Origin of the sequence: Devosia geojensis, assembly GCF_000969415.1 — a bacterium.
GTDB classification, from domain to species: domain Bacteria; phylum Pseudomonadota; class Alphaproteobacteria; order Rhizobiales; family Devosiaceae; genus Devosia; species Devosia geojensis.
The window spans coordinates 48,025-73,798 of the sequence record NZ_JZEX01000179.1; the positions used below are offsets into that span (position 1 = coordinate 48,025).

The 25,774-nt window shown below is 65.8% G+C and carries 22 protein-coding genes; 12 read left to right on the forward strand and 10 right to left on the reverse strand.

The genetic code is table 11. The features are described from left to right. Nucleotides 1-13: 13 nt before the first annotated feature. Complete coding sequence (locus VE25_RS19690; RefSeq protein WP_046110375.1) at nucleotides 14-994, forward strand: sugar phosphate isomerase/epimerase family protein; 981 nt, start codon at nucleotides 14-16, stop codon at nucleotides 992-994. Between the two features lie 174 nt (nucleotides 995-1,168). Further along, nucleotides 1,169-2,182 (forward strand): LacI family DNA-binding transcriptional regulator, encoded by a 1,014-nt coding sequence (locus VE25_RS19695; RefSeq protein ID WP_046110376.1) that lies wholly within the window; start codon nucleotides 1,169-1,171, stop codon nucleotides 2,180-2,182. A 7-nt stretch (nucleotides 2,183-2,189) separates the two neighbouring features. On the opposite strand, the gene VE25_RS19700 is transcribed toward VE25_RS19695, so the two are convergent. The 7 genes from VE25_RS19700 to VE25_RS19730 form a co-directional block, all read right to left on the reverse strand. After that, the gene (locus VE25_RS19700) at nucleotides 2,190-3,200 is read right to left on the reverse strand and encodes a LacI family DNA-binding transcriptional regulator (RefSeq protein ID WP_046110417.1); all 1,011 of its coding nucleotides are present in this window, start codon (nucleotides 3,198-3,200) and stop codon (nucleotides 2,190-2,192) included. A gap of 138 nt (nucleotides 3,201-3,338) precedes the next feature. Beyond that, complete coding sequence (locus VE25_RS19705) at nucleotides 3,339-5,369, reverse strand: glutaminase family protein (RefSeq protein ID WP_046110377.1); 2,031 nt, start codon at nucleotides 5,367-5,369, stop codon at nucleotides 3,339-3,341. A 71-nt stretch (nucleotides 5,370-5,440) separates the two neighbouring features. Then, nucleotides 5,441-6,514 (reverse strand): ABC transporter ATP-binding protein, encoded by a 1,074-nt coding sequence (locus VE25_RS19710; RefSeq protein WP_046110378.1) that lies wholly within the window; start codon nucleotides 6,512-6,514, stop codon nucleotides 5,441-5,443. A gap of 21 nt (nucleotides 6,515-6,535) precedes the next feature. Then, nucleotides 6,536-8,002 carry an alpha-L-arabinofuranosidase family protein gene (locus VE25_RS19715; RefSeq protein WP_046110379.1) on the reverse strand — a complete coding sequence of 489 codons (1,467 nt, stop codon included), beginning with the start codon at nucleotides 8,000-8,002 and terminating at the stop codon, nucleotides 6,536-6,538. 19 nt (nucleotides 8,003-8,021) lie between these two features. Next, nucleotides 8,022-8,849, reverse strand: a complete 828-nt coding sequence (locus VE25_RS19720) for a carbohydrate ABC transporter permease (protein WP_052732101.1) — start codon at nucleotides 8,847-8,849, stop codon at nucleotides 8,022-8,024. An 11-nt stretch (nucleotides 8,850-8,860) separates the two neighbouring features. Beyond that, a complete protein-coding gene (locus VE25_RS19725) occupies nucleotides 8,861-9,721 on the reverse strand; it encodes a carbohydrate ABC transporter permease (protein ID WP_046110380.1) in 861 nt (286 codons plus the stop codon). Nucleotides 9,722-9,818: 97 nt separating this feature from the next. Further along, nucleotides 9,819-11,099 (reverse strand): extracellular solute-binding protein, encoded by a 1,281-nt coding sequence (locus VE25_RS19730; protein ID WP_160300008.1) that lies wholly within the window; start codon nucleotides 11,097-11,099, stop codon nucleotides 9,819-9,821. 231 nt (nucleotides 11,100-11,330) lie between these two features. Between VE25_RS19730 and VE25_RS19735 the strand changes: the two genes are divergently transcribed. The 8 genes from VE25_RS19735 to VE25_RS19770 all read left to right on the forward strand — a co-directional run bounded on the left by VE25_RS19735 (nucleotide 11,331) and on the right by VE25_RS19770 (nucleotide 19,344). After that, a complete protein-coding gene (locus VE25_RS19735) occupies nucleotides 11,331-11,981 on the forward strand; it encodes a GntR family transcriptional regulator (RefSeq protein WP_046110382.1) in 651 nt (216 codons plus the stop codon). Between the two features lie 143 nt (nucleotides 11,982-12,124). After that, entirely contained in the window at nucleotides 12,125-12,649 is a 525-nt protein-coding gene (locus VE25_RS19740; protein WP_152664687.1) for a GAF domain-containing protein, read from the forward strand. 121 nt (nucleotides 12,650-12,770) lie between these two features. Beyond that, the gene (locus VE25_RS19745; protein WP_046110383.1) at nucleotides 12,771-13,766 is read left to right on the forward strand and encodes a sugar ABC transporter substrate-binding protein; all 996 of its coding nucleotides are present in this window, start codon (nucleotides 12,771-12,773) and stop codon (nucleotides 13,764-13,766) included. Nucleotides 13,767-13,830: 64 nt separating this feature from the next. Next, nucleotides 13,831-15,381, forward strand: a complete 1,551-nt coding sequence (locus VE25_RS19750; RefSeq protein WP_160300009.1) for a sugar ABC transporter ATP-binding protein — start codon at nucleotides 13,831-13,833, stop codon at nucleotides 15,379-15,381. Between the two features lie 3 nt (nucleotides 15,382-15,384). Continuing rightward, nucleotides 15,385-16,353, forward strand: coding sequence for an ABC transporter permease (locus tag VE25_RS19755; protein WP_046110384.1), 969 nt, complete (start codon nucleotides 15,385-15,387; stop codon nucleotides 16,351-16,353). 29 nt (nucleotides 16,354-16,382) lie between these two features. Next, entirely contained in the window at nucleotides 16,383-17,120 is a 738-nt protein-coding gene (locus tag VE25_RS19760; RefSeq protein ID WP_046110385.1) for a GntR family transcriptional regulator, read from the forward strand. After that, nucleotides 17,120-18,340 (forward strand): NAD(P)/FAD-dependent oxidoreductase, encoded by a 1,221-nt coding sequence (locus tag VE25_RS19765; RefSeq protein WP_046110386.1) that lies wholly within the window; start codon nucleotides 17,120-17,122, stop codon nucleotides 18,338-18,340. The genes VE25_RS19760 and VE25_RS19765 overlap by 1 nt, the downstream gene beginning before the upstream one ends. Nucleotides 18,341-18,342: 2 nt before the next feature. Then, nucleotides 18,343-19,344, forward strand: coding sequence for a 4-hydroxyproline epimerase (locus VE25_RS19770; protein WP_046110387.1), 1,002 nt, complete (start codon nucleotides 18,343-18,345; stop codon nucleotides 19,342-19,344). A 64-nt stretch (nucleotides 19,345-19,408) separates the two neighbouring features. Here the strand turns inward: VE25_RS19770 and VE25_RS19775 are convergent, their stop codons facing one another. Both VE25_RS19775 and VE25_RS19780 read right to left on the reverse strand, forming a co-directional pair. After that, nucleotides 19,409-19,762 (reverse strand): RidA family protein, encoded by a 354-nt coding sequence (locus tag VE25_RS19775; RefSeq protein WP_046110388.1) that lies wholly within the window; start codon nucleotides 19,760-19,762, stop codon nucleotides 19,409-19,411. 18 nt (nucleotides 19,763-19,780) lie between these two features. Then, nucleotides 19,781-20,695 (reverse strand): dihydrodipicolinate synthase family protein, encoded by a 915-nt coding sequence (locus VE25_RS19780; protein ID WP_046110389.1) that lies wholly within the window; start codon nucleotides 20,693-20,695, stop codon nucleotides 19,781-19,783. A gap of 196 nt (nucleotides 20,696-20,891) precedes the next feature. Between VE25_RS19780 and VE25_RS19785 the strand changes: the two genes are divergently transcribed. Further along, a complete protein-coding gene (locus VE25_RS19785) occupies nucleotides 20,892-22,961 on the forward strand; it encodes a hydantoinase/oxoprolinase family protein (RefSeq protein ID WP_046110390.1) in 2,070 nt (689 codons plus the stop codon). Between the two features lie 3 nt (nucleotides 22,962-22,964). Further along, nucleotides 22,965-24,623, forward strand: a complete 1,659-nt coding sequence (locus tag VE25_RS19790) for a hydantoinase B/oxoprolinase family protein (RefSeq protein ID WP_046110391.1) — start codon at nucleotides 22,965-22,967, stop codon at nucleotides 24,621-24,623. 1 nt (nucleotide 24,624) lies between these two features. Here VE25_RS19790 and VE25_RS19795 read toward each other — a convergent pair whose 3' ends face one another. Then, entirely contained in the window at nucleotides 24,625-25,764 is a 1,140-nt protein-coding gene (locus VE25_RS19795) for a mandelate racemase/muconate lactonizing enzyme family protein (RefSeq protein WP_046110392.1), read from the reverse strand. Nucleotides 25,765-25,774: the final 10 nt, after the last annotated feature.

Here is a 25,774-nt window from a genome sequence, read left to right on the forward strand (position 1 = left end):
CAGGGAGGAAGCAATGAGCACACAGCGTTTCGGCGCCGGCATCTGGCACTTCGCCACCTATGTCGACCGCTACGCCACCGACGGCTACGGAGAGCCGAGGAGCGTCATCGAGGCCATCGATCTCGCGGGCAAGGTTCGCGACCTCTCGGTCGTCGACATCAACTATCCCTTCTTCGGCGGCGATTTCACCAACGAGGAAATCAAGGCGGCGCTCGATCGCAACAAGCTCGGCGTCATCGGCGTCACACCCGAGATCTATACCCGCGAGTTCCGCAAGGGCGCCTTCACCAACCCCGATCCCGGCATCCGCCGGCGCGCGCACAAACTCATCAGCGAGGCGTGCGATGTCGTGCGCTTCTTCAAAGCCGACTACGTCAAGCTCTGGCCCGGCCAGGACGGCTGGGACTACCCCTTCCAGGTCGACCACGGCGCGCTCTGGAAGCATTCGCTCGACGGCGTCGGGCAGCTTGCGAGCGAAAACCCGGACTTGAAGTTCGTCATCGAATACAAGCCGCGTGAGCCGCGCGTGCACATGAGCTTCGATTCGCTTTCGAGGACGCTCCTCGGCATCGAGAAGATCGGCCTGCCCAATGTCGGCATCCTCTTGGACTTCGGCCATGCGCTCTTCGGCGGGGAATCGGCGGCCGATTCGGCCCAGATGGCCATCGACTACGGCCGGCTCTTCGGCATGGACGTCAACGACAACTTCCGTTCCTGGGACGACGATCTTGTCGCCGGCAGCCTCCATCCCATCGAGCTCTTCGAATTCTTCTATGTATTGAGGAAGAACAAGTGGGCGGGCGTCTGGCAGCTCGACCAGTTCCCGTTCCGCGAGGACAGCGTCGAGACCGCCAACCACGCCATCGACTTCCTCAAGGCCGCCGCGCGCGGGCTCGACGCCCTCGACATCGACGCCTTGAAGGAAGCCCAGGCGCGCCACGACGCCATCGGTGCGTTGAAGATCGCCCAGAAGGCGCTGTTCGGCGCGTTCTGACCTGCACACTCGAGCTGCACGGACCGGCCGGTCCGTGCAGCTCCGCGAGCATTGCCTCAGGAAACACAACGCACTGGCGCCCTCGGACTTCGTCAGATACTGCCTATCCTGCGACCAGCCGGAATGCTCGGAACCTCGAGTCCCGGCGTGAACACCGGGGCTCGACGGACAGGCATGCAGAAACCACCGACCATGCGGGATGTGGCCGACAGCGCCAAGGTCTCCCAGGCCACGGTGTCGCTGGTGCTGAGCGGCGTACCCAACGCGCGCATCTCCAAGGCGACGCGCCGGCGGGTGATCGAGGCGGCCGACGCGCTGGGATACCGACGCGAGAAGGTGCGGTCCCTGCGTGAGAACCACCGCCGGCTGATCGGCCTCTTCATCGACGAGGTCAGCACGACCGCCTTCGCCTCGCCACTGATCGAGGGCGCGCGCGAGCAGGCCGGGCTGCACAATGCCTATGTCGCGACGTTCTGCACGGCCGGAAATCCGGATGTCGAGCGCGAAGCCCTGCACATGCTGGCCAGCCAGGATGCTATCGGCGTCATCTATACAACGCTGATCACCCGCGAGGTGGCCGTGCCCGAGATGTTCCTCGAGTTTCCGCTGGTGCTGCTCAATTGCTACGAGCGCAAGCTGCGGTTTGCCTCGATCGTGCCGGGGGATTTCGTGGGTGGTTACACGGCGACCGAAACATTGCTCAAGGCCGGGCACCGGCGGATCGCCCACCTTGCTGGGGAACACTCGATGGATGCCGGCCGGGATCGCGAGCGCGGCTTCCGGCAAGCCATGGCCGACTGGAGCGTTCCGGTGGACGAAAGCCTCGTCACGCTCGGCGGATGGCGGCTGCCGGCGGGGCGCGAGCGGGCGCTGGCGCTGCTGCAGCGGCCGGACCGTCCCACCGCAGTCTTCTGCTTCAACGACCGCATGGCGCTCGGATGCAACGAGGCGGCCAGGAGCCTCGGCCTTCGCGTGCCCGAGGACCTGTCGATCGTCGGCTTCGACGACGAGACGGACCTGGCGGCCGGCATGGACCCGCCGCTGACCACCATGGTGTTGCCGCATGACGAGATGGCGCGGCTGGCGGTCAGCTTCCTGGCGGAGGGGGGCGATGCGGACGAGCGCCTGCAGAAGGTCAAGATCGAGTGCGAGCTGGTGACGCGATCCTCGATCGCGCCGCCGCCCTAGCAATGCTCTAGCGGCGCGGAGAGGCGACGGAGCTCCGCTGCACCAGCGCGCATTCCAGCCGGGTCAGGAGCACGGGCGGGGAGTCGATATCCTGGCCGTTGAGCACCATTTCGGCAGCCCACTGCCCCATCGCCCGATGCGGCAGAACCACCGTCGTCAGTTGCGGGTGCAGGTGGCGGGCGATCTCCTCGTCGTCGTAGCCCATCACCGACATGTCGCGGGGAATGTCGAGGCCCGCCTCCTTCAGGGCTTCGAAACAGCCGATCGCCATGCGGTCGTTCTGGCAGAAGATGGCGGTCGGCATGTCCGGCAGCGCCAGAATGCGCCGGGTCGCCTCATAGCCGGCGCTGGCCGACCAGTCGCCCTCGAACACCAGGTCCGGATCGAACGGAATGTCGGCGGTGGAAAGCGCGCGCCGATACCCCTTGGGGCGGTCGCCGGCCGCCTCCATCCAGGCCTCGCCGGTGATGGTGGCGATGCGGCGATGGCCTTTGTCGATGAGGTGCCGGGTGGCGCGCTGTCCGCCGGCGACCTCGCCGGGCACGACGGCCGGGAAATCCGCTTCGGTGCTGTAGCAGTTGATCAGCACGACGGGTGCATCGAACTCACGCAGCCCCTGGGGTACGATCAACTCACGGGTGAAGATGGTCATCAGGACGAGCGCTTTGACGCGCTGGGCGGCAAAATGGGCGACGAGCTGGGCCTCGGCATCGTGGCTGCCATAGGTCTGCGCGACGAGGACGGTGAGGCCCGAGGGGCGCAGGGCCTGGCTCAGGCCCTCGATGGCCTGGACGGCTTCCGGACTGGTGGAGAGATTGTCGACGATGAACCCGACGAAACCCGCCTCCTGCGGCGGTTTCGGCTCGGCGGGCCGGCGCGGGGAGGTGTAGCCCAGCCGGCGCGCGACCTCGAGTACCTTCTGGCGCGTCTCCGGTGAAAGGCGGATATCCTCGACATTGTTGAGGACGAACGAGACGGTGGTCTGCGAACAGCCGGCCTCGCGGGCGATGTCGGTCATGGTGACCCGGCGCGCGGCGCCACCCGCACGCCCCTTGCCGCCCGCACGCTCACCTTTGCCAGACCCGCGGGCCGCCATCGTCCGTCCTTGCCAGTTGCGGACGTCCTTTTGCGCTGGACGCCCGCCCGAGGCAAGAGGTTAGCGGGACCCCATGCGGTCGATCAGCAGCTTGATGAAGATGCCGCCGACGACCGAGCGCGCGAAGAACCCGTGGTTCCTCGGCTGCAGCCCTGTGTCGGTCTCGAACCAGTCGGAAAGGGGCACCCGCGCCGGCGCATCGTCGAGCCAGCGTTCCAGAGGCGCCAGCATGGCGTCGAAATCCGCCTGCCTGCCGGTGAGGCACGCGCTCCAGACCAGCCAATCCAGCTTGGTGTAGGCCTTGCGGCTGTCGAGGGGCAGGCCGTAGCGGTTGAGGCGCGAGCGATAGGACGCCATCTCGGTCTCGGCGATCTCGGACGGGAAGAGACCGAGGCCGAGAATCCGGTCCCAGACGAGGTTGTACTTCTGGCTCCAGCTGCCCGGCTGATCGAACGCCAGGCGATAGCCGGCCTCATCGCGGGCCATCTCCTGCCATTTGCCGGCCCAATCGCGCGCGGTCGCCATGTAGTGCGTCGCGTCCGCGTCGCGGCCGATGCGGGCGCAGAGCTGCCCGAACGCGCCGAGGCCGATTATGGCCTTGATCGCGAGATTGGCGTTGTGCGGCATATGCCCGGCGAAATCGTCGGTGCAGAGCTGGTTGTCGGGGTCGAGCCCGTGGCCGACGAGATAGTCGGCCCAGCCCTTGAGCTGGGTGAAGAAGGTTTCGGCCAGATCCAGCTCGCCGGTGCGGTGCGCCAGGGCCGCAACGAGGACAAGCATGTTGCCGCACTCCTCGACCGGCATCTGATTGTGCCCGGTGCGATCGCCGCCCCCGTAGTTCTGGCCGTTGCCCCAGGGATAACGCCCGATATCGTGCGGCGCATAGGGGAAGGGCCAGCGGCCGCTGGCCGAATAGTCGAGCACCGGCCAGAGCTGGGCCCGCAGGAGGGCCGGATTGAAGTGCAGGAAGAAGGGGGCGGTCGGATAGGTCACATCCACCGTCGCCAGCGAACCGTTCGAGCTGTTCTCCTTGGAGAAATGCAGCAGCTCGCCGTTGAAGTCCTCGACGAGGATATGGGCGGCGAGGGACTGGCGCAGCGCCAGCGTTCCGAGGCGCGCATAGATCGGACCGCCGGAGGCCTGGAGCTGAGCTACGAGGTCAGCGTCGAAAGCTTCCACGCGCTTCATGATCGCGTCGCGCTCGGCCCACGCGGCCTCGATCAGACCGATCGCGGACTGACCGTTGCGGCTCCAGTAGGGGCGCAGGCGGCGATCGAAATAGGTGGCGGCCCAGACCTGGTCGTAGGCGACGAGGGTGCGCCAGGACGCAGAACCGGCGATGTCGCCGAAATGGTGGCAGATCGCCAGCGCCTTGCTTTCGCTGCTGGCAGGCATGCGCAGCGGACGCACCTCGCGAACGTCGTCGCGATCCGGAATGGCGCCCGTCGCGGCAAACTCGCGGCGCAGGGCCCTGATGTCGCCGAAGGCACTCGCCGCCGGCGTTCCGGGCTGCGAGGAGACGAAGAGATAGCCCCACTCGATCTGTACCTCGTCGCCCGAGCGGCGCAGATAGTCCTGCCGTGCGGCGCCGAGGAACATCGCCTCGACCGGCCCGGCGCGGTGCCGACCCCACGAAATCTCCGTTTCGGCATCCCCGGTGGCCCAGCGCGCCCCGAAATCGAGATAGGCGCTAACGGCGTGGGCCGCGCCGTCGGTGCTGCGGACATCGAGATCGATATAGCTGACGGGGCGACCGATCAGTTCGAGATCGTCGGGCAGCAGGGGACTGGTAAAGGTGAGGGTCAGCTCGACCCCGCCGGCGGCGAACGTGTAGATGGTGCGTAAAGGCGTGATCCGCCGCTCCACCTGCTCCATGACGGGCAGGGGGTCGGTCATCGAGGTCTGCATGCCGAGGAACCGGTAGGCGGTGCCGTCGACGGTCAGCAGGCCGCACACTTCCTGCAGCTTGCCGGTCCAGTGACGGGACCAGTCATCCGTCGCGAGGTCCGCGTGCGACCAAACGCTCATGAACGGGTCGTGCAGCACCAGCGGAACGGCCGGGGCGCGTGCGCTTGATATATCGTAGGTCATTGGAAAGCTCTGACGTTCGTTGAGGGTGCGCCGGACGTTCGGTCCGGAGCGGCAGAATGGAAAACCCGCGACTAGAGCCGCGTTCCCTCCGGACCGAAGAGATGCGCCTTGGCAGGATCGAAGCCGAGCGAGACCACCTGGTTCAGCTCGACATCGATATCGCCGTCGATGGCGGCGAAGACGCTCTGTCCCGCCTGCGTGGCGACTTCGATGATGGACGTGTCCCCCAGCCTTTCGACCAGCCGGATAGACCCGCTGATCGGTCCCGAAGCGCGCAACTCGAGGGTATGGGGGCGAATGCCCAGCGTGACCTCCTGCCCGACGAGGGCAGATGGCACGCTGGTGCGAACCTCGGTGGCTCGCAGGAACGGCGCCGAGATAGCCGCCCCTGCCCTGTCCGCGGCATCAATCCTGACGCGCAGCAGGTTCATCTTCGGGGCGCCGATGAAGCCGGCGACGAACAGGTTGGCCGGCATGTTGTAAAGCTCCATCGGCGTGCCGACCTGCTGCACGCGGCCCTGATCGAGAACCACGATCTTGTCGGCCATGGTCATGGCCTCCACCTGGTCGTGGGTCACGTAGATCATGGTGGCGCCGAGGTCCGCATGGAGCCTGGAGAGCTCCATGCGCATGTCGACCCGCAGCGCAGCGTCGAGGTTGGAGAGCGGCTCGTCGAAAAGGAATACGTCGGGCTTGCGGATGATGGCCCGGCCGATGGCGACGCGCTGGCGCTGCCCGCCGGAAAGCTGGCCGGGCTTACGCTCGAGCAGATGCTCCATCTGCAGGACGCGGGCGACCTCGCGCACGCGCCTCGCACGCTCGGCCTTGGGCACGCCGGCGAGCCGCAGGCCGAAGCCGACGTTCTCCTCTGCCGTCATATGCGGATAGAGCGCATAGGACTGGAAGACCATGGCGACACCCCGATCGCGTGCAGCCACCTTGTTGCAGACGCGCTCGCCGATCCGCAGGGTGCCGCCGGTGATCTCCTCAAGCCCGGCGATCATGCGCAAGAGCGTCGATTTCCCGCACCCCGAAGGGCCGACGAAGACCACGAACTCGCCCGGCTCGATGGCCAGGTCGATGCCCTTGATGACCTCGACGGGACCATAGTTCTTGTGGATGCCGCTGAGCTGCAATCCGGCCATCTGCGTTCTCCTATCGCGCCTCTAGTCAGCGAGCTCGATCACGAAGGCATTCACCGAGGCCTTGGGCACGGCGATGCGGCTGACGTCCTCGACGGGCACCTGCTCGACGGCGAAGACATCGAGGTTGGTGGTGTCGATCGCCGCATCGAGGGCGTCGGGCGCGATGCGATGGCAGGTGGCGCGGGCGATCTGCGCCCCATCCAGGTCGATCGCCAAGGTCGCATCGTCGCGGATGTCGAGATTGGTGGCGTGGACGAAAACGGTGTTGTCCCGGCGGGAGGCGGAGACGACCACGTTCTCGCTGTCGCTGCTGGCGGCGAGGCCATGCGTGCCCGAACTGCGCCGGAAGAGCCGCATCACGTGCCCGACCGGCAGCAGATAGGGCTTTTCGACGGGCGAGCCCAGCAGCACCGCATTGACCGTCCAACTGGTGCCGGCGAAGTCGGCGAGCGTGCAGATGTCGATGATGTCCGAGTGCTGCTCGAAGAGCGTCAGACAACGGGCGTGGTAGACGCCGGAGAGCCATTCGCGCAGCAGCTCGATCTTGTTGTGCGGCTGCAGCGACAGATGCCCCTCGGTGATGGCGAGCTTCAGGTTGGGGTTGGCGGCAGACACCACCTCCCTTGCGCCCAGAAGCTTGGCCTCCATGGCCTTGTAGATGGCGTCGAGCTCGGACCAGGTGCGGTCGTAGTCGTTGCGGTAGAGTCGGCCCTTGAGCACCGAATTCGCCGGATCCTTGGGACGCTGCTGCATCATGTGCAGGGCGACCATGTCGATCCGGTCTCCGGCCGCCTCGATCAGCTCCGGCGCCCACCAGCGCTCGCCCTGCTCCATGTCGCCCCAGCCGATCAGCAGGATATTGGGATCGCGCGACCGCATGGCGTCGGCGAATTCGCGGTAGAGCGTGGCGTTTTCCTTCGAGGTGAAGCGCGCGCCCTCCCTGGGATAGGAGGTTTCGTTGCCGATCTGCCAGGTGCGCACCTTCCAGGGCTTCTCGCGTCCATTGGCCTTACGCTCGGGATGGTCGGGTTCGTTGCAGTAGCTGACGAGATCGGCGGCCTCCTCGGTGGTTCCCGCCCGCCGCTCGCCGCGCGCCGTCTCGATGTAGTCGGGGCGTCCGTCGGCGGCGAAATTGATCGCCATGATCGGCTCGGCGCCCACCGCCTCGCAGAAATCGAGGAATTCGTGCACGCCGATGCGATTGGTCTCCATGCCGCCCCAGAGATAGTTGACCATGGGCACCCGGTCGGCCGGCGCGCCTACGCTCTCGCGCCACTTCCAGAAGCTGGTGAGAATGCCGCCCCAGCGGATCGAAGATGGGGCGAGATCGCGTACGACCTCGACGAAATCATCGCGCCACTGGTCCTTGAGGATGTCCCAGCAGGCCTCGACCGAGGAGTCGGTGGTCCCCAGCGGTTCCATGAACTGCATGTAGAGGCGGGGCGAAATCTCGTGGCGGGGCCGGATGTCCACTCGGATACGGGTCATGAAGAAAAGTCCTTAGTTCCTATTTGATGCCCGCGGTCGGGCGCATGCCGTTGACGATCCAGCGCTGTCCGAAAAGGAACAGGATGATCATCGGCAGAGAGGTGAAGAAGGCAGCGGCGAGGATCACGGTGTAGTTGATGATGGCGGCCGTATCGGCCGAGAGGTAGGAAACCGCCACCGGCACCGTCATCGAGGCGGGCGAGTTGGTGATGATCAGGGGCCAGAGGAAGTTGTTCCAGCTATAGAGCGCCGAGAGCACGCCGACGGTAATGATCGCGGGCGCCGCCAGCGGCACCATGATCAGGCGGAACACCTGGAAATCGGTGGCTCCATCCATGCGCGCCGCCTCCTCCATCTCGCGCGGCAGCTGCTGGAAGAACTGGCGCAGGATGAAGATGCCGACGACGCGCGGCAGGCCGGGCAGGATCACGGCATAGACGGTGTCGACGAGGCCCCAATTGGCCATGAGGTCGTAGAGCGAAATGACCTCGAGGATGCCTGGCATCATCATGGTGACGAGCACGAGGAAGAAGACGAAGTCCCGCCCCGGCCAGCGCAGGCGTCCGAACGCATAAGCCGCCGGGATGTCGAGCAGCAGGATTCCCACCACCTGCGCCACCATGATCACGGCGCTGTTGAGCATGGCCTGGGGGATGCTGACGCCGCGCCCGGCGTCGGTCAGCACGCGCCAGTAGTTGCTCCAGGTCCAGTTGGAAGGGACGAGCTGATCCTTGAGGATCTCGGACGAGGGCGCGAAGGAAAAGAGGATCAGCGACGCCATGGGCAGGATCCACAGCAGCGCCAGCACCAGGAGGATCAGCCAGCGGGGGACGTTGTTCCTGTTCATGGGACCGATCCTCAGCGCTGCCGGAAGAAGCGGAACTGCACCAGCGAGAGCGCAGCGATGATGATGGTGATGATCACGCCGATCGCGGCGGCGCGGCCGATGGCGAAGTTGCGGAAGCCTTCCTCGTAGAGCAGCATGGTCAACACCTCGGTGCTGCCGAACGGGCCGCCCTGGGTCATGATCAGGACCTCGCCGAAGACCTGGAAGGCCTGGATCAGGCTGAGGACCATGACGATGAGCATGATCGGCTTCAGCAGCGGCAGGGTGATGAAGAAGAAATTCTGGATGGGGGTCGAGCCATCGAGCTCGGCAGCTTCGTAGAGATCGTCGGGGATGTTCTCGAGCCCGGCGAGCAGGATGATGACCATGAAGCCGACGCTGCCCCAGAGGGCGATCAGCGCGATGGCGATCAGCGCCCAGCCCGGCTCGGCCAGCCATGTCTGGTCGGGAAGACGCAGCAGGCGCAGGACCTGATTGATTGTGCCCGCCTGCGGTTCGAACAGCCATTTGAAGGCAATGGAGGCAACCGCGACGTTGACCACCAGCGGCAGGAAAAAGGCTGTGCGGAAGAGCCCGATGCCCGGGAGCGTGCGATGCAGCAGCACCGCCAGGACGACCGAGACCACCATGATCATCGGCACGAAGATCAGCGCGAACTGGGTGGTGGTGAGGAGCGAGCTCCAGAAGCGGGCGTCAGCGAAAAGGGACGCGTAGTTGCCGAGGCCGACAAAACCGTTGGGTCCGAATATGCCCCAGTCGTGGAAGCTGATGTAGATCGCCCGCACGATGGGATAGCCGATGAAGACGGCAAAGACCGCGAGATAAGGGCCCACCAGCAGATAGGGGAACAGTCTGGCGCGCAATTGCGACATGGGCAGGCTCCCGCCGAGGGCGTGCGAAATCGGGGCGAGGTGGTGACGGGTCGTCCGGAGGCGGGACCGGCACACCAGCCCCGCCCGGAAATCTCTCTCAGAGCGCGGCGTTGATGCCGTCGGCCATCCTGGCGACCGTCTGCTCAATGGTGCTGCGGCCTGAGAAGAACTCCTCGAGGGCCTGCTGGACCACGCGATCGACCGCAGGCTGCGTGACGAGGCTGGGCGGGAAGTGCGCGGTATCGATGGCCTCGGTCACGATGCTCTGCTCGGGCAGCGCCCGATAGGCCTCGCTCTCGATGACGGAATACTGCGGTGAGACCTTGCCCGTCTTGGCCCACTCCACGCCGTTCTCGCCGATCCACTTGATGAAGGTCAGCGCGTCCTGGCGCGCTTCAGGGCTGGTTCCGCGGGGAATGAGGAACTCATGCGCCAGGGCGAACACCGCCGGCTGATCGCCGAAGGTCGGGAAGCCGGCAATGCCGTATTCGAGCCCCAGATCGCGCGCCGCGGCCTGGTAGACCGGCAGGTCGGTGATCTGCATGACCGCGATGCCGATCTTGTTCTGGGCGAAGAGCTTGTTGGCATCCGCGCCGATGTCGCGGGTCGGGGTGACCCCGGCATCGGTAAAGGCCTTGAGGTCGGTCAGCACCTTGGTGGCGGTCGCAGCGAAGGTATCCGACACCGCCGTCAGGTCGGCGTTGTAGATGCTGTCCTCGTACTGCCAGTAGATGCTGTAGAAATTGCGGAACGTGCCGCTGCCGGTGAGCTGGAAGAAGAGCCCGGTCACGTCGTCGCCGAGACCTGAAAGCGCCTCGGCCGCGGCCATCAGCTCTGCCTTGTTGGTCGGAGGCGCTTCGGGATCGAGGCCGGCTTCTTCGAACAGGGCCTTGTTGTAGTAGATGCTGCGCGGGAAGATCGAGATCGGCACGCCGTACTGCTCGCCGTTGAACGCGCCGGCCTGCCAGGCGGCGGGCACATAGTCCTCCTCCTCGATGCCGGCGGCGGCAAGCTCCTCGCTCGTGAACGGATCGAGCGCGCCCTGATTGGCATAGACCGGCACCTGATCGGAATTGACGACGGTCAGCGCCGGCGCCTTGCGCGAGGCCATGGCGACGGAAAGCTTGGTGTTGAAATCATCCCACGGGATGATCAGCAGCTTGACCTCGACACCCGCCTCCTGGCCGGCCGTGGCGTTGAAATCCTTGACCAGCGCGTCGATGGCTTCGCCATCCGGGCCACTGAACAGGGTCCAGAATTCGATCGTGCCGGCGGCGGCACCACCCACCCCCAGACCCGAGACCGCCACAGCACCAATCAGTACCGTCCGCAACCGGGCCAGCCAACCCGCTCCGCGGGACATTCCTCGAGTGTGCATCGTTTCCTCCCTTTGCACTCGGCTTAGCGCCATTATCAAAATTAGTAATGGTGATTAATATATTAGTCAACGACGTCCGCCGAATTTTTGACGCTTGCATGCCAGGTCAATTTGAGGGCTAGAATGGGAGAACCTGAATCGAGGCCGCCAAGCATGGGTGATAATTCACTGTCAAAACAGAATTTTTTCGTGAAATCAACTCGGCCGTCACTGCCTGTAAGCCGCAGCGCATTGCGGTCCGGCGGAGCGTGGCGATTAGTATATCAGAGCCTGCGGGACGATATCGTCGCCATGAGGCTCGCGCCTGGATACAAAATTAGTGAAAGTGAATTAGCACGACGCTTCGGCATCAGCCGCACTCCGGTGCGCGAGGCCATACAGAGGCTGGCCGACGAGGGCCTGGTGGAGATCTTTCCGCAATCGGGCACGTTTGTCGCCCGCATTCCCTATGACGCGCTGCCCGAGGCCATGGTCATTCGCAAGGCGCTCGAGCAGACGACGGCGGCCCTGGCGGCGGGCAAGGCGACGCGCAGCCAGACCCTCATCCTCGCTTCAGTGGTGGAGCAGCAACGCGAAGCCGCCCAGAGGAACGACTCGACCGCCTTCCACCGCGCCGACGAGCTCTTTCACAGTCAGATCGCGGAAATTTCCGGCTTTCCCGGCATCTGGAGGCTGGTGCTGCAGGTCAAGACGCAGGTCGACCGTTTCCGCCACCTGACCCTGGCGCTTCCGGACCGGATGGTCGCGGTGATCAAGGAGCACGAGGCGGTGCTCGACGCCATCCAGCGCAAAGACAGCGACGCCGCCCGCGACGCCATGCTGCGTCATCTCGACGGCGTGCTCCCGGCAATCGACCAGCTGCCGGACACGAACACGGACTAGCGTTTCTTCTCCTGGATGCCCCGGCCAACCTCCCGAGGGCCAGTCGCGAGGGAGCGCGCTGCCCGTCGAGCAGAATGCGCTCATACCGTCTTGTCGACAGTTTGGATACCGTGTACGGTTTCCTTCGTCACAGGGAGACGCGCGTGATCCAGTCCCGTCAGACAGAAGCATTCATGGCGGCCGTGCGCGGCCCCGGTGTGGATGCGCGGGAACTGATCGGCCACCTCGGCGCGATAATCCACGACATCATCGGTACCAGGCTCCTGACCGCCTCGGTCTTCGACATGGACGCGCGCCAGTCCCGCCGCGTCTATTCGGAAAACCTCGAGGCGTATCCGCTGGGCGGGATCAAGCCGATCGAGGACAACCACTGGACGCAGATCGTGCTGCACGAGCAGCGGATCTTCCATACCCTGCGCATCGAGGAGATCGCCGAAGTCTTCTTCGACTGGCGGCTGATCCAGTCGCTGGGCTGCGAGTCCAATGCCAACATTCCGGTCGTCGTAGATGGCAAGGTGATCGGCACGCTCAACCTCCTGCACGAGGCCGGCTACTACACCAGCGAGCGCCTGGCGCCGGTCGGCGCGCTCATGCCTTACGCCACCATCGCCTTCATGGCGCTCGGCGCCAGCGCATTCGATGCCGGCGCGGCGGCCGAGCCGTCATGAACCGGAGAATCCAACACCAACGAACTGTGCACGGTCCTGCCCCGACCGTGCGGCCCACCGCCGGCATGGCGGAATAACCGGCAACGGAGCCAGGGACTCCGGCCAAAGGAAGGGAACCGAAATGAACCGAAATCTAGTCCTGCTCTCGACCGCTGCCGCGGTGAGCCTGCTTTCTGCCCAGATGGCGGCGGCCCAAGAAGCGCACCGCGTGGCGTTCCTCGCCGCCAGCAGCCAGAACGGGTATAATCAGGCCATCTATGCCGGCATACAGGAGGCGGCCGCGGAACTGGGCGTCGAGGTCGAGATCTTCGACGGCGCGTTCGACTCGGCCGCCCAATACGCTCAGGTCGAGGACCTTGCGGCCGGCGGGCGGTTCGACGCCTTCATCGTCACGCCCAACGATACGGTCGGCATCGCCACCGCGCTCGAGGATGCCACCGCCGACGGGATCGTCGTTGCGACGGCGCTCTTCCCGGTCGGTCCGGAACTCAGCAACATGGAGCCGCAGGTTGCGGGGCTGACCACGACCGTCGCCGCCAATCCCGCCCAGGGCGCCGCCGCGCAGGCGCAAGCCGTCGTCGATTTCTGCGCCGACAAGGACCCGTGCCGGGTGGTCATCATGATCGGGCAGCTGATCTACCCGTTCGACAACCTGCGCTACGAGACCTTCCGACAGGTGCTGGGCGAACATGCCAACATCCAGATCGTCGCCACCGGCGAAGGCAACTACGACCCGGACGCCTCGCTGACCGCGATGCAGGACATTCTTCAGGCCAATCCTGAGGTCGACGCCGTGCTCTCCAACGCCGACCAGCACCTGATCGGCGTCGAGATCGCGCTTTCCGACGCCGGCTACGACGTTGCCTCGGTATTCCTGATCGGGGGCGGCCTCAACCAGATCGCCGTCGATGCCATCCGCGCGGGGACCTATGACGCAACGCTTGCCGAGTATCCGCACAGCATGGGCAAGGCGGCGCTGGAAGCCGTGGTGACGACGCTCGAGGGCGGCACCGCGCCGGCATGGATCGATCCGACCACCCTCGGCGCGGCGCCAGAGATCGTGACCAAGGAGTGGCTCGACGCCAATCCCGATTTCGTGGCCGAGTGGCAGGGCTGATCCGATGGCGGAACGGGGCGGCGCCGAGGCCGCCCCGCGTCTTTGCCTGGAAGAGGAGAAGCGCATGCCTGAGCCGATGAGCGGGCCAGTCGTCAGGCTGGCGGGCGTCGAGAAGAGTTTCGGTGCCGCGCGGATCCTGCGCGATATCACGCTCGAGTTCGCGCCGGGCGAAGTCCATGCGCTGATCGGCGAGAACGGCGCGGGCAAATCGAGCCTCGGCAAGATCGTCGGCGGCTATTACGGCGCCGACCGCGGCACCGTCGATATTCTGGGCGTGCGGCTCGAGCGGCCGACACCCCGACATGCGCTGCAGCTCGGGGTCGCCATGATCCACCAGGAACTGCAGCTGGTGCCGCAGCTCAGCGTCGCCCAGAACGTCTTCCTCGGCCTCGAGACCAATGTCGCCGGGCTTCTCAGGGGCTCGGAGAACCAGCGCTTTACCGAACTCGACCGTCGGTGCGGGTTCGGTCTCGATCCGCGCCGCACGCTCGGTGACCTCTCCATCGCCGAGCGGCAGAAAGTCGAGATCATGCGCGCCATCGCCCGCGACGCGCGCGTCATCATCATGGACGAGCCGACCTCCTCGCTCACCGCCGACGAGGCCGAACGCCTGCACAAGGTGATCGCGTGGCTGCGCGACGAGGGACGCACGATCATCTACGTCACGCATTTCCTCGACCACGTGCTGGCGGTCTGCGACCGGGTCACCGTCATGCGCGACGGCTGCATCGTGCGCACCGGCCCTATCGCCAAGGAAACCAAGCGCTCGCTGGTCGAGGCCATGCTCGGAGAGAGCGCCGAGGTCGCCTATCCGGCCCTGCCGCCAGCGCCCGATCCGACGTTGCCGCCACGTCTTTCTGTCCGCAACGCCTCGACCGAAGCCGGGATTGCCGATGTCAGCATCGACATCCGCCCCGGCGAGATCGTGGGCCTGGTCGGCCTCGTCGGTTCCGGCCGCAGCGAAGTGGCGCGCGCCATCTTCGGGGCCGATCCGCTGACGAGCGGAACCGTCGCCCTCGACGACAAGGCGATCGTCAACCTCTCCCCCAAGCGCGCGGTGCGGGCCGGCATCGCCTTCATCCCGGAAGACCGGCGCAAGCAGGGGCTGGTGCTGACCCAGCGCACGCGGCCCAATATGAGCCTGCCGCACCTGGCCGCCATCAGCCGCTTCGGGCTGCTCGACATCGCCGAGGAACGCCGGCGCACCCGCGCGATGATCGCGCATTTCGGCATCGTGCCGGCCGCGTCCGACGGGGAGGTCGCCTATTATTCGGGCGGCAACCAGCAGAAGGTGCTGCTCTCAAAATGGGCCTATGGAACCCCGCAGGTGGTGCTCCTCGACGAGCCGAGCCGCGGCGTCGATATCGGCGCGCGCCGGCGCATCCACGACTTCATCGTCGAGCTGGCGCAATCGGGCGTCGCCGTGCTGCTGATCTCCTCCGAGCTCGAAGAGGTCCTCAACCTCTCCCACCGCAGCTACCTGATGAGCAGGGGCGCAATCGTGGGGGAGATCGCGAGCGCCAGTGCCAGCGTCGACCAGGTCCTCTTCCGCCTGTTCAACGTCGAAACGCAACAGCCGGGTGAAGCCGCCGCTTCGCCCGCATATCCGGAATAGCCCATGGCCGATCTCTCCCTGACCTCCGTATCCGGCCGCCGCGCCTTTTCCGTCGGCGATTTCCTGCGCGAATACGGCGTGCTGATCATCATCGTGCTCCTGATGATCGGGCTGAGCTTTCTCAGCCCTTCGTTCCTGACAGCACGGAACCTGCTCAACATCCTCAACCAGAGCGCTCCCCTGGCGCTGATCGCCGCCGCGTTGACCCTCGTCATCATCAGCGGCGGTTTCGATCTTTCGACCGGGGCCATCTTCGGGGTGGCGAGCGTCAGCGCCGCGTGGCTCGCCGTCAATGTCGACCCGACGCTCGCAATGATCGCCGGCCCGCTGATCGGCCTCGGGTTGGGCGTCGTCAACGGCCTCGTCATCACCGGCTTCAACATCCACTCGTTCCTGGCGACGCTTGCCACCAGCATGGTCTATCGCGGCATCGCCGTGCTCATTACCGGCGGCGCGCTGATCCCGGTGCGCATGGAGGAATTCGCCTGGATCGGACGCGGACGCGTCGGCATGGTCAACATTGCCGTCATCATCCTCGCCGTCTTCACCATCGCCATGATGATCCTTCTCAACCGCACCACCTTCGGCCGGCGCGTCATCGCCGTCGGCGGCAACGAGGAGGCGGCGATCCTCTCGGGCGTGCGCACCAAGCTCGTCAAGATCGCAACGTTCGGTCTCACCGGCTTTGCCGCGGGGCTTGCCGGCATCATCGCGGTGTCGCGCATTTCCATGGGCCAGCCGCAGGCAGGCGTCGGCATGGAACTCGAGGCCATCGCCGCCGTGATCCTCGGCGGCACCAGCATCTATGGCGGCGCGGGAGCGGTATGGCGGTCCATCGCCGGCGTGCTGCTCCTCGCCCTCATCGGCAACGGCTTCAACATTCTCAACGTCAATCCCTTCTACAAGGATTTGACGACGGGCCTCATCATCGTCATTGCCGTTGCATTGAGCGCCGGGAAAAAGCGTAGATAGGCGCTAGGCAAGAACAGCAAGAGATCGCCATGGCGACGACCGACAAAACTGCACGGAACGGCGAAACCGAAACCAAGGGGCGTGTGCGCGGCCAAGGCGCGCGCACGGTCTACGACACGCTGCGCCAATCCATCCTCGAGCTGACACTGGAGCCCGGCAGCCCCCTCGACGAGGTGACCCTCTCCGAGCAGTTCGACATGTCGCGCACGCCCATCCGCGAGGCGCTGGTGCGGCTGGTGGCCGACGGGCTCGCCAAGACGCTGCCCAACCGCAACACGGTGGTCGCCACCATCGATTTCGAGCAACTGCCGGTCTATTTCGAGGCGCTGACGCTGATGTACCGCGTCACCACCCGTGCGGCGGCCCTGCGCCGGCGGCCCGAACAGCTCGTGACCATCCGAAGCCTCGAGGCCGCCTATGCCGACGCCGTGACCCGCCGCGACGCACTGGGCATGATCCAGACCAACCGCGATTTCCACATGGCCATCGCCGAGGCCGGCGAGAACCCCTACTTCACCTCGCTCTTCGGGCGCCTGCTCGACGAAGGGCGGCGCATCCTGCGCATCTATTACCGCTCGTTCGACGACCGATTGCCGCGCCAGTATGTCGACGAGCACAGCGCGATGGTCGCCGCCATCGAGCACGGGGATGCGGAGGAAGCCGACCGGCTGGCCGCCGAACACGCCGCCCAGATCGTGCGGCAGATCCAGAGCTATATCGCCCGCGACGGCGTCGCCTCCCTCTCGCTCTCGACGGAAGAGGCCTGATGCGTATCGCAGTCGTCGGGGCCGGCATCATCGGCTCGGCCATCGCCAGCCGTCTCATCGGGGAAGGCCACGAGGTCAGCGTCTACGAGGCCGACCCCGAAGGGCTGCCGACCTCGTCGGGGAATGCTGCGCTCATCGCCCTGCCCGAGATCGCGCCGCTCGCCAGTCCCGGCATTCTCGCCGCGGTGCCCGGCTGGCTGCTCGACCCGCTCGGGCCCCTGACGTTGCGATGGCAGGATGTGCCCGCCCTGATCCCATGGTTGCTCGCGTTCCTGCGTTCGGCAACGCCCGCCAAAGGCGCGGCCGCCCGCGCGGCCCTGACCACGCTGATGCGGACGGCGCTCGAGGACCATAAAGCCCTGGGTGAAGCCGCCGGGCTTTCCGGGCACCTGCGCCAGACCGGCTACATCTCGGTGCACGACAGCGAGCGCAGCGTCGGCGCGGCCCTGCATGAGGCGGAACTGGTCAAATCCGCCCTCGGCTATGCGTTCGAGCGCCTTTCGGTCGCCGACGCCCGCAAGCTGGTGCCGCAACTCGAAGGCGAATTCGCCGGCGCCGTACACCAGCCGGTTTACTGGATGGTCTCCAATCCGCTGAGCGTCCTGCGCCACTATCAGGAATTCGTGCGCACCCGCGGCCGGCTCATGGCGGCAAGAGTCATCGGACTGGAGCAGACCGACGCGGGGATCGCGGTGCGCACGCAACAGGGCGCCGAAACCTTCGACCGGGCAGTCGTTGCCTCCGGCGTCTGGTCGCGCGACCTCGTGCGCGGCCTCGGCCTCAAGGTGCTGCTCGAAACCGAGCGCGGCTACAACACCACCTTCGCCGATCTCGACTGGAACCTGCCGATGCCCGTTGGCTTCGGCGATCATGGCTTCATCGCTTCGCCGCTTGTCGACGGCCTGCGGGTCGGCGGCGCCGTGGAGCTTGCAAAGCCGGGATCGCCGCCGAACTTCGACCGCGCCAAGGCCATGCGCACCAAGATGCGCCGCTACGTGCCTTCGCTTCCCGAAGGCGGCACGCAATGGATGGGCCGGCGCCCCTCGACACCGGATTCGGTGCCGGTCATCGGGCCGCACCCGAACGATCCGCGCATCGTCTTCGCCTTCGGCCACGGGCATCTGGGCCTCACGCTCAGCGCGGTGACAGCTCGGCTCGTTTCAGAGATCCTCTCCGGCGGGCCGGCGCCCGCTCCCTTCGGCATCCAACGGTTCCAGTAGCTATGAGAAAGACCTTCTTCTGCGTCGACGCCCACACCTGCGGCAATCCGGTCCGCGTGGTGACGGGCGGCGGGCCCGACCTCAAGGGCGACACAATGAACGCCCGGCGCGAGCAGTTCGTAGCCGAATTCGACTGGATCCGCACCGGCCTGATGTTCGAGCCGCGCGGGCACGACGTGATGAGCGGCTCCATCCTCTATCCGGCGCTGCGCGAGGACGTCGACGCCTCGATCCTCTTCATCGAGACTTCCGGATGCCTGCCGATGTGCGGCCACGGCACCATCGGCACGGTGACAGTGATGATCGAAGAGGGACTGGTGACGCCCAGCGAGCCGGGCAAGCTCCGCCTCGAGGTGCCCGCCGGCATCATCGAGGCCCGCTATACGCAGGACAATGCCGGCCACGTCACCGACGTGCGCATCACCAACGTGCCTTCGTTCCTCTACGCGCGCGACCTCGAGATCGATCTGCCCGGCGTCGGCCCGCTCCGGTTCGACGTCGCCTATGGCGGCAATTTCTATGCGATCTTCGATCCGCAGCCGGGCTTTGCCGACATGAGCCAGTTCTCGGCCGCCGATATCCAGCGCCTCTCGCCCATCGCCCGCCGGCTCATCAACGAGAAGTACGAATTCCAGCACCCGGAGTACGAGACGATCAAGGGCCTGCGCCATGTGATGTGGACCGGCGCGCCCAGGAACCCGCAGGCGGACGCGCGCAATGCCGTCTTCTATGGCGAAAAGGCCATCGACCGGTCCCCTTGTGGCACCGGCACCTCGGCGCGCATGGCGCAGAAGGCGGGCAAGGGTGAATTGAAGGTGGGCGACGCGTTCGTCCATGAAAGCATCATCGGCAGCCTCTTTTTCGGCAAGGTCGAGGCCGCGACCAAGGTCGGCGGGTTCGACGCCATCGTGCCCTCGATCGCCGGCCAGGCCTGGATCACCGGCTACAACACCATTTTCCTCGACGACCGCGACCCGTTCGTCAAAGGATTCACCGTCTCCTGACGCAAAGCAAAGGGGCGGCGGTCGTCAAACCGCCGCCCCTTTGGCAGGCAATGGCGTGCGGCCGTCAGCTCTTGACGGCGGTCACCTGGATCTCGACCAGGATGTCGGGCGCGGCCATGCGGGATTCGACGCAGGCGCGCGCCGGCGTGTGACCGGGCGCCACCCAGCGGTCCCAGACCGAGTTCATCTCGTCGAAGCTGGCGATGTCGCGCAGCCAGATCGTCGCCTTGAGGAGCTTGGTCTTGTCGGATCCGGCGCGGGCCAGCAGATCGTCGATACGCGAGAGGATCTGCGTCGTCTGCTCGGCGACGGACCTGCTGTTGCGGTCATCGGCCACGATACCGGCGAGGTAGACGGTGTCGCCATGGACGACCGCCTGGCTCATGCGCGGTCCGACATCGATGCGTTCGATCGACATATTCCCTCTTTCGTTGTTTCAAAGGCCATATCTGGAGAGATCGGGACGGGCCTTCAGCCCCGCCTCGACGATAGCCCTTACAGCCTTCTCCTCCTCGCCGACAAGCTCAAGGCGCGGCTGGCGGACGACCGGCGAGGTGCCCCGCGCGATGTGCTCGGCAAGCTTGATCTTCTGCACGAATTTGGGGCCGATATCGAGGTGCAGCAGGGGCAGGAACCAGCGGTAGATCTCCAGCGCCTCGGGGATGCGGCCCTGCTGGACGAGCTTGTAGATGGTAACCGTTTCCCTGGGGAAAGCGACCACGAGGCCGGCGATCCAGCCGACGCACCCGAGGATGAGACTCTCGAGCGCCAGGTCGTCGACCCCGGTCAGCAGCTGGTAGCGGTCGCCGAGGGCGTTCAGCGTCTCGTTGATGCGGCGGGTGTCGCCGGTCGACTCCTTGACGGCGACGAACTTGGGCTCGTCGGCCATTTCCCGGAGCATCTCGACGCTGATGTCGATGCCATAGGCGATGGGGTTGTTGTAGACGATGATCGGCAGGCCAGAGGCGGCGGCAACGGTGCGGTAATGAGTGATGACCTCGCGGTCGTCGGCGAGATAACGCATGGCAGGCAACACCATCAGCCCCTCGACGCCGATCTTCTCGGCCTCGGCGGCAAGAGCCGCGCCGGCGGCGGTCGAATCCTCGGCGATCGTCAGGATCACCGGCACGCGCCCAGCGGCCTCCTCGATCGCGGCTTTGGCTATGGAAAGCTTTTCGGCGGCAGAGAGCGTCGAGGCTTCGCCCAGCGAGCCGCAGGCGATGATGCCATCGACGCCACCATCGATCTGGAAAGCCACATCCGCCCTGACCGCCGCCAGATCGACCTGTTGGTCCGCCGTCATCTTGGTCGTTATCGCCGGCAGGATGCCGCGGAAATCGCTCTTTTGCATGGAGTCCTCTTGGTCGCAAACCGGAGTGTTCAGGCCCACCTCTAGCGTTTTGTATTTAGTTTGTCGACAAGGAAAACATGGCCATGATCCGCATTTTGCGCGACGCGACGTCTTGTCGACAAACTGGATATAACTTAGCTCTAAACGGTCCGTTCTATCTGGAGGCGGAACGGTCGACGAGGCAAGGAGGAATTCGATGAGCGACACGATCAGCCGCGTTGCGACGGATGTGGGCGGCACCTTCACCGACCTCGTCTATTTCGAAACCGACCGCAAGACGGGCCGCCAGACCGTGCGCACCGAGAAGTCCGATACCACGCCTCCCAATTTCGAGCAGGGGGTACTCGATGTGTTGCGGAAAGGCGGCGTATCGCTCGATGAGGTCGATTTCTTCGCCCACGGCACCACCGTCGTCATCAACGCGCTGACCGAACGGAAAGGCGCGCGCACCGGGCTCATCACCACGCAGGGCTTCCGCGACGTCCTCGAGATTGCCCGCGGCAACCGGCCTGATTTCTTCAATCTCTCGTACGAAAAGCCCGCCCCGTTCGTTGAGCGTTATCTGCGGCGCGAGGTTGCCGGGCGGATGGACTACAGAGGCAACGAGACGGCGCCGCTCGACCTCACGGACCTGCCCGCCATCATAGGCGCCTTCAAAGCGGACGGAGTGGAGGCGATCGCGGTCTGCCTCATCCACGCCTATGCCAACCCGTCGCATGAGCAGGCGCTCGCCGCGGCCATCCACGACCTTTGGCCGGAAGTGTCGGTCGTCGCCTCACACCAGATCACGCGGGAATGGCGCGAGTACGAGCGCTCCAGCACCGCAGTCCTTTCGGCCTATGTGCAGCCCGTGGCGGAACGCTATCTCAGCCGGCTCGAGCAGGGGCTCGACGGCGAAGGCTATGCAGGCCGCCTCTATATCATGCAGTCCAACTGCGGCGTCGATTCCCTGGCATCAACGAAGGCCATCCCCATCACAATGGTGGAATCAGGGCCTGCTTCCGGCTTCTGGGGCGCGGCCGAGCTCGGCCGCATCATCGGCGAGCCGAACGTGCTGGCTCTCGACATCGGCGGCACCACGGCAAAGTGCTCGCTGATCGAGAACGGCCAGGTGCGTATCAAGACCGACTACTGGATCGAGCGCGACCGCAAGAGCGCTGGCTACCCGATCATGGTCCCGGTGGTCGACCTCGTCGAGATCGGCAATGGCGGCGGCTCGATCGCCTGGGTCGACGATTTCGGCAAGCTGCATGTGGGTCCGCAATCGGCGGGCGCCATGCCGGGGCCGGCGGCCTACGGCCGGGGCGGCATCGAGGCGACGACCACCGACGCGAACCTCGCGCTCGGCCGCATCAACCGCGACTATTTCTGCGGCGGCTCGATGATCGCCGACATGACCGCGGTCGATGCCGCGCTTGGGGAACTCGCCAAAAAGCTCGGCACCAGTCCGATCGAGGCGGCGCGCGGCATCGTACGCATCGCCAACGCCAACATGGTCAACGCGCTCAAGCTCGTTTCCCTCAATCGCGGCTATGATCCGCGCGACTTCACCCTCGTCGTTTTCGGCGGCGGCGGGGCCATGCACGGCGTGGCGCTCGGCCAGGAGCTCGGCGTCAAGAAAGTCGTCGTGCCGCGCGGCGCCCCGGTCTTTTCGGCCTGGGGCATGATGATGAGCGACCTGAGGCGCGACTATTTCGTCACCCGCCTGCTCGACGGCACGGATACAGCCGGGCTCGACGCGCTCGTTGCCGAAATGAGCGCCCATGCCCGCGACCAGTTCGGCAAGGAAGGCATCGCGGACCACGACCTTACCCTCGCCCCGTTGGTCAAGGTCCGCTACCGCAACCAGGAGCACTCCGTGGAGGTGCCGATACCCGCCGGCACGGTGACGGCCGAACGGCTCGCCGCCATGGTCGCCGATTTCCACGAGGCCTATGAGCGCGAGTACACCTACCGGCTCGACACCCCTGTCGAGATCGTCGGCGTCCACCTCATCGCCTCGGCCGAGGTCGGCAAGCTCGAGATGGCAGCGCAGCCGCGGACCGGCGCCGTGCTTGCCGACGCGGTCAAGGGCCGGCGCGAGGTTGATTACGCAACCGAAGGCGTGCACCTCGCCACCATTTACGATGCCGAAAAGCTTGAGCCGGGCATGGCCTTTGCAGGCCCCGCCGTGATCGAAGACCCTGGCACTACCGTCGTCGTCCATCCGGGAAACAGGGTTTCGATCGACGATTTCGGCAACACCCATATCGAGATCAGGGGCTGAGTGATGAGCGCGTCTTCCTACGATCCGGTCACCTTCGATATCATCCAGAACGGCCTCGAAGCCGTTGCCGACGAGATGTTCGCGGCGCAGCGCAAGACGTCGATGAGCGCGATCATCTATGAGGTGCTGGACCTCGGCACCGGCATCTGCGACGCCAACGGCGAGATCGCCGCCTCGGGCGCCGGCATCCCGGCGTTCGTCGGCGTGCTCGACAAGGCGGTCAAGCGCATCATCGAGAAGCACCCGCCACAGACCATCCGCCCCGGCGATCTCTTCGCCTCCAACGACCCTTATTGGGGCGGGGTGACCCACCTCAACGACATGATCCTCGCCATGCCTGTCTTCGCCGACGGCCGCATCGTCGCCTGGACCGCCAACATCGCACACTGGAACGATGTGGGCGGGAACGTGCCGGGCTCGATGTCTTCGGAAGCGACCGAAATCTTCCAGGAGGGCGTGCGCATCCCGGCCGTCAAGCTGATCGACGCGGGCGTTCCCAACCAGGCGGTGTTCGACATCCTCTATGTCAACACGCGCTTGCCCGATTTCCTGCGCGGCGACCTCTGGGCCGGCATTGCCGGCGTGCGGATCGGGGAGCGCCGCATCCTCGAGATGATCGAGAAATACGGCGCCGACACCTTCACCGCCGCGATCGAGGATTTCATGGAACTGGGCGAGCGGCGCGCCCGGGCGGCGCTCGCCAATCTGCGGAAGGGGGTCTATCCGTTCGAGGAAGAGCAGGACGACGGCGCGATCCACAGGATCACCATCGAGATCACCGACAGCGACTTCATCATCGACCTGCGCGACAATCCCCCGCAAAAGGGCTCCAGCAATTCGAGCCGCGAAGGCATCGAGATTTCCGCCCAGCTCGCCTTCAAGGCGTTCACCGATACGCAGGCGCCCGGCAATGGCGGGTTCTTCCGCCCGCTGAAGCTCCTCACCCAACCGGGAACGGTGTTCCACGTCGTCGAGCCGGGCGCGCTCGGCTACTATGCGGAGGTCGAAATCCGCGTCTTCGATCTCATCCTGCGCTGCCTTGCCCACCATTTCCCCGGCGTCATTCCGGCCGGCAATTTCGCCTCGATCTGCGGCACGGTCATCGGCGGCAAGCACCCCGACACCGGCCGGCACTACACCATCGTCGAGCCGCAGCTCGGCGGCTGGGGCGCCCAGCAGGGCCGCGACGGCAACAGCGCTATCTTCTCGGGCTTTCACGGCGACACCTTCAACTGCCCCGCCGAGGTCGCCGAAGCGCGCTACGGGCTCGACGTCGACGAGCTGGCGCTCAACCCCGAATCCGGTGGCGAGGGCCAGTGGCGCGGCGGCAAGGGCATTTCGGTGCGCTACCGGGTGAGGGCCGACGACAATTTCCTCTCCGTCGGCTACACGCGCTCGCGCGTGCCGCCCTGGGGGCAGGCCGGCGGGGCCGACGGCTCGCCCAACTATGTGGAGGTGCTGCGCCTCGGCAAGGCCGCCGAACGCTACGCCTTCGCCACCAACGTGCCGCTGAGCAAGGGCGACGTAGTGCACGTCGTCACCGGCGTCGGCGGCGGCTACGGCGATCCGCGCAAGCGCACGAGCGAGGCCGTGCGCCAGGACATCCGCAACGGCTATCTCTCGGCCGAGAGTGCCGAGCGGATCTACGGCGTGCGGGGATAGCTCAGGGGTAGGCGGTGGCGCCGTCGGGCTTGCGGGTGATCTTGCGTTCCCAGTGGATGTAGTCGTCCCGCTCGAGCGCCTTTTCGTCGATCTCGATGCCAAAGCCCGGCCGGTCCGGGCGCAGCTCCATGTGGCCGTCGACGGGAATGTAGGGATCGACGGCCCAGGGCGCGTGGACGTGTGGCTTGAACTCCAGCACCTTGAAGTTGGGCTGGGCGGCCGCGAAGTGGACGTTCACCGCCGTCGCCAACGGACCCATGGGGTTGTGCGGCGCGACGGTCACATAGTGCGCCTCGGCGATGGTGGCGATGCGCCGCATCTCGCTGATGCCGCCGACGACGCAGATGTCGGGCTGGATGATGTCCGCTCCACCGGCAGTCAGCAGCGAGAGGAACTCGAAGCGGTTGTAGAGCGATTCCCCCGTCGCCAGCGGCACGCGGACCTTGGACTTGATCTCGCGCCAGGCCGGAATGTGCTCGGGGCGGATCGGCTCCTCGTAGAAATAGGGATCGTATGGCGCCAGCGCCTCGGCCAACTGGATGGCCTGATAGGGCTCGAAGATCCTGGCGTGGGCATCGAAGGCGAATTCGAAGTGGCTCGGGGTGATCTCGCGGACCCGCCCGAAATAGTCGCCGGTCTGCCTGACCAGCTCGCCCCAGCGCCCCGCGTGCAGGTCCCGCCGGTAGGGGCTGAGCTTGAACGCGGTATAGCCGTAACGCTCGTTGAGCTCGCTGGTCTGGGCCAGCGCCGCCTCCGGGTCGGGCGCGGTATAGACGCCGCAATAGACCTTGACCCGGTCGCGCACATTGCCGCCGAGCAGCATGTAGACCGGCAGACCCGCCGCCTTGCCGGCGATGTCCCAGAGGGCATGATCGATCACCGAGATCGCCGCGAGGCCCAGTGCCCCGGGTGGGAAGCGGCACTGCTGGTGCAGTTTGAGAACCAGGAATTCCACCCGCCGCGGATCCTCGCCCACGATCTGCTCGAAAAGATACGCGAGCAGCGGCGGCAGCGCCCAGTCGGGGCCGTGGTTGTAGGCTTCGCCCCAGCCGGAGATCCTCTCGTCGGTTTCGATCTTGACCAGGAGGCGCGGACGGTCGTCCACGCGCTGCATATAGGTCTTGAACGCTGTGATCTTCATGGGAGTGCCT

Bases quoted from the DNA above. Each gene is read 5' to 3' on its own strand.
- VE25_RS19690 (WP_046110375.1), top strand. From the start codon at position 14: ATGAGCACACAGCGTTTCGGCGCCGGCATCTGGCACTTCGCCACCTAT.
- VE25_RS19695 (WP_046110376.1), top strand. From the start codon at position 1,169: ATGCAGAAACCACCGACCATGCGGGATGTGGCCGACAGCGCCAAGGTC.
- VE25_RS19700 (WP_046110417.1), bottom strand. From the start codon at position 3,200: ATGACCGACATCGCCCGCGAGGCCGGCTGTTCGCAGACCACCGTCTCG.
- VE25_RS19705 (WP_046110377.1), bottom strand. From the start codon at position 5,369: ATGACCTACGATATATCAAGCGCACGCGCCCCGGCCGTTCCGCTGGTG.
- VE25_RS19710 (WP_046110378.1), bottom strand. From the start codon at position 6,514: ATGGCCGGATTGCAGCTCAGCGGCATCCACAAGAACTATGGTCCCGTC.
- VE25_RS19715 (WP_046110379.1), bottom strand. From the start codon at position 8,002: ATGACCCGTATCCGAGTGGACATCCGGCCCCGCCACGAGATTTCGCCC.
- VE25_RS19720 (WP_052732101.1), bottom strand. From the start codon at position 8,849: ATGAACAGGAACAACGTCCCCCGCTGGCTGATCCTCCTGGTGCTGGCG.
- VE25_RS19725 (WP_046110380.1), bottom strand. From the start codon at position 9,721: ATGTCGCAATTGCGCGCCAGACTGTTCCCCTATCTGCTGGTGGGCCCT.
- VE25_RS19730 (WP_160300008.1), bottom strand. From the start codon at position 11,099: ATGCACACTCGAGGAATGTCCCGCGGAGCGGGTTGGCTGGCCCGGTTG.
- VE25_RS19745 (WP_046110383.1), top strand. From the start codon at position 12,771: ATGAACCGAAATCTAGTCCTGCTCTCGACCGCTGCCGCGGTGAGCCTG.
- VE25_RS19750 (WP_160300009.1), top strand. From the start codon at position 13,831: ATGCCTGAGCCGATGAGCGGGCCAGTCGTCAGGCTGGCGGGCGTCGAG.
- VE25_RS19755 (WP_046110384.1), top strand. From the start codon at position 15,385: ATGGCCGATCTCTCCCTGACCTCCGTATCCGGCCGCCGCGCCTTTTCC.
- VE25_RS19760 (WP_046110385.1), top strand. From the start codon at position 16,383: ATGGCGACGACCGACAAAACTGCACGGAACGGCGAAACCGAAACCAAG.
- VE25_RS19765 (WP_046110386.1), top strand. From the start codon at position 17,120: ATGCGTATCGCAGTCGTCGGGGCCGGCATCATCGGCTCGGCCATCGCC.
- VE25_RS19770 (WP_046110387.1), top strand. From the start codon at position 18,343: ATGAGAAAGACCTTCTTCTGCGTCGACGCCCACACCTGCGGCAATCCG.
- VE25_RS19775 (WP_046110388.1), bottom strand. From the start codon at position 19,762: ATGTCGATCGAACGCATCGATGTCGGACCGCGCATGAGCCAGGCGGTC.
- VE25_RS19780 (WP_046110389.1), bottom strand. From the start codon at position 20,695: ATGCAAAAGAGCGATTTCCGCGGCATCCTGCCGGCGATAACGACCAAG.
- VE25_RS19785 (WP_046110390.1), top strand. From the start codon at position 20,892: ATGAGCGACACGATCAGCCGCGTTGCGACGGATGTGGGCGGCACCTTC.
- VE25_RS19790 (WP_046110391.1), top strand. From the start codon at position 22,965: ATGAGCGCGTCTTCCTACGATCCGGTCACCTTCGATATCATCCAGAAC.
- VE25_RS19795 (WP_046110392.1), bottom strand. From the start codon at position 25,764: ATGAAGATCACAGCGTTCAAGACCTATATGCAGCGCGTGGACGACCGT.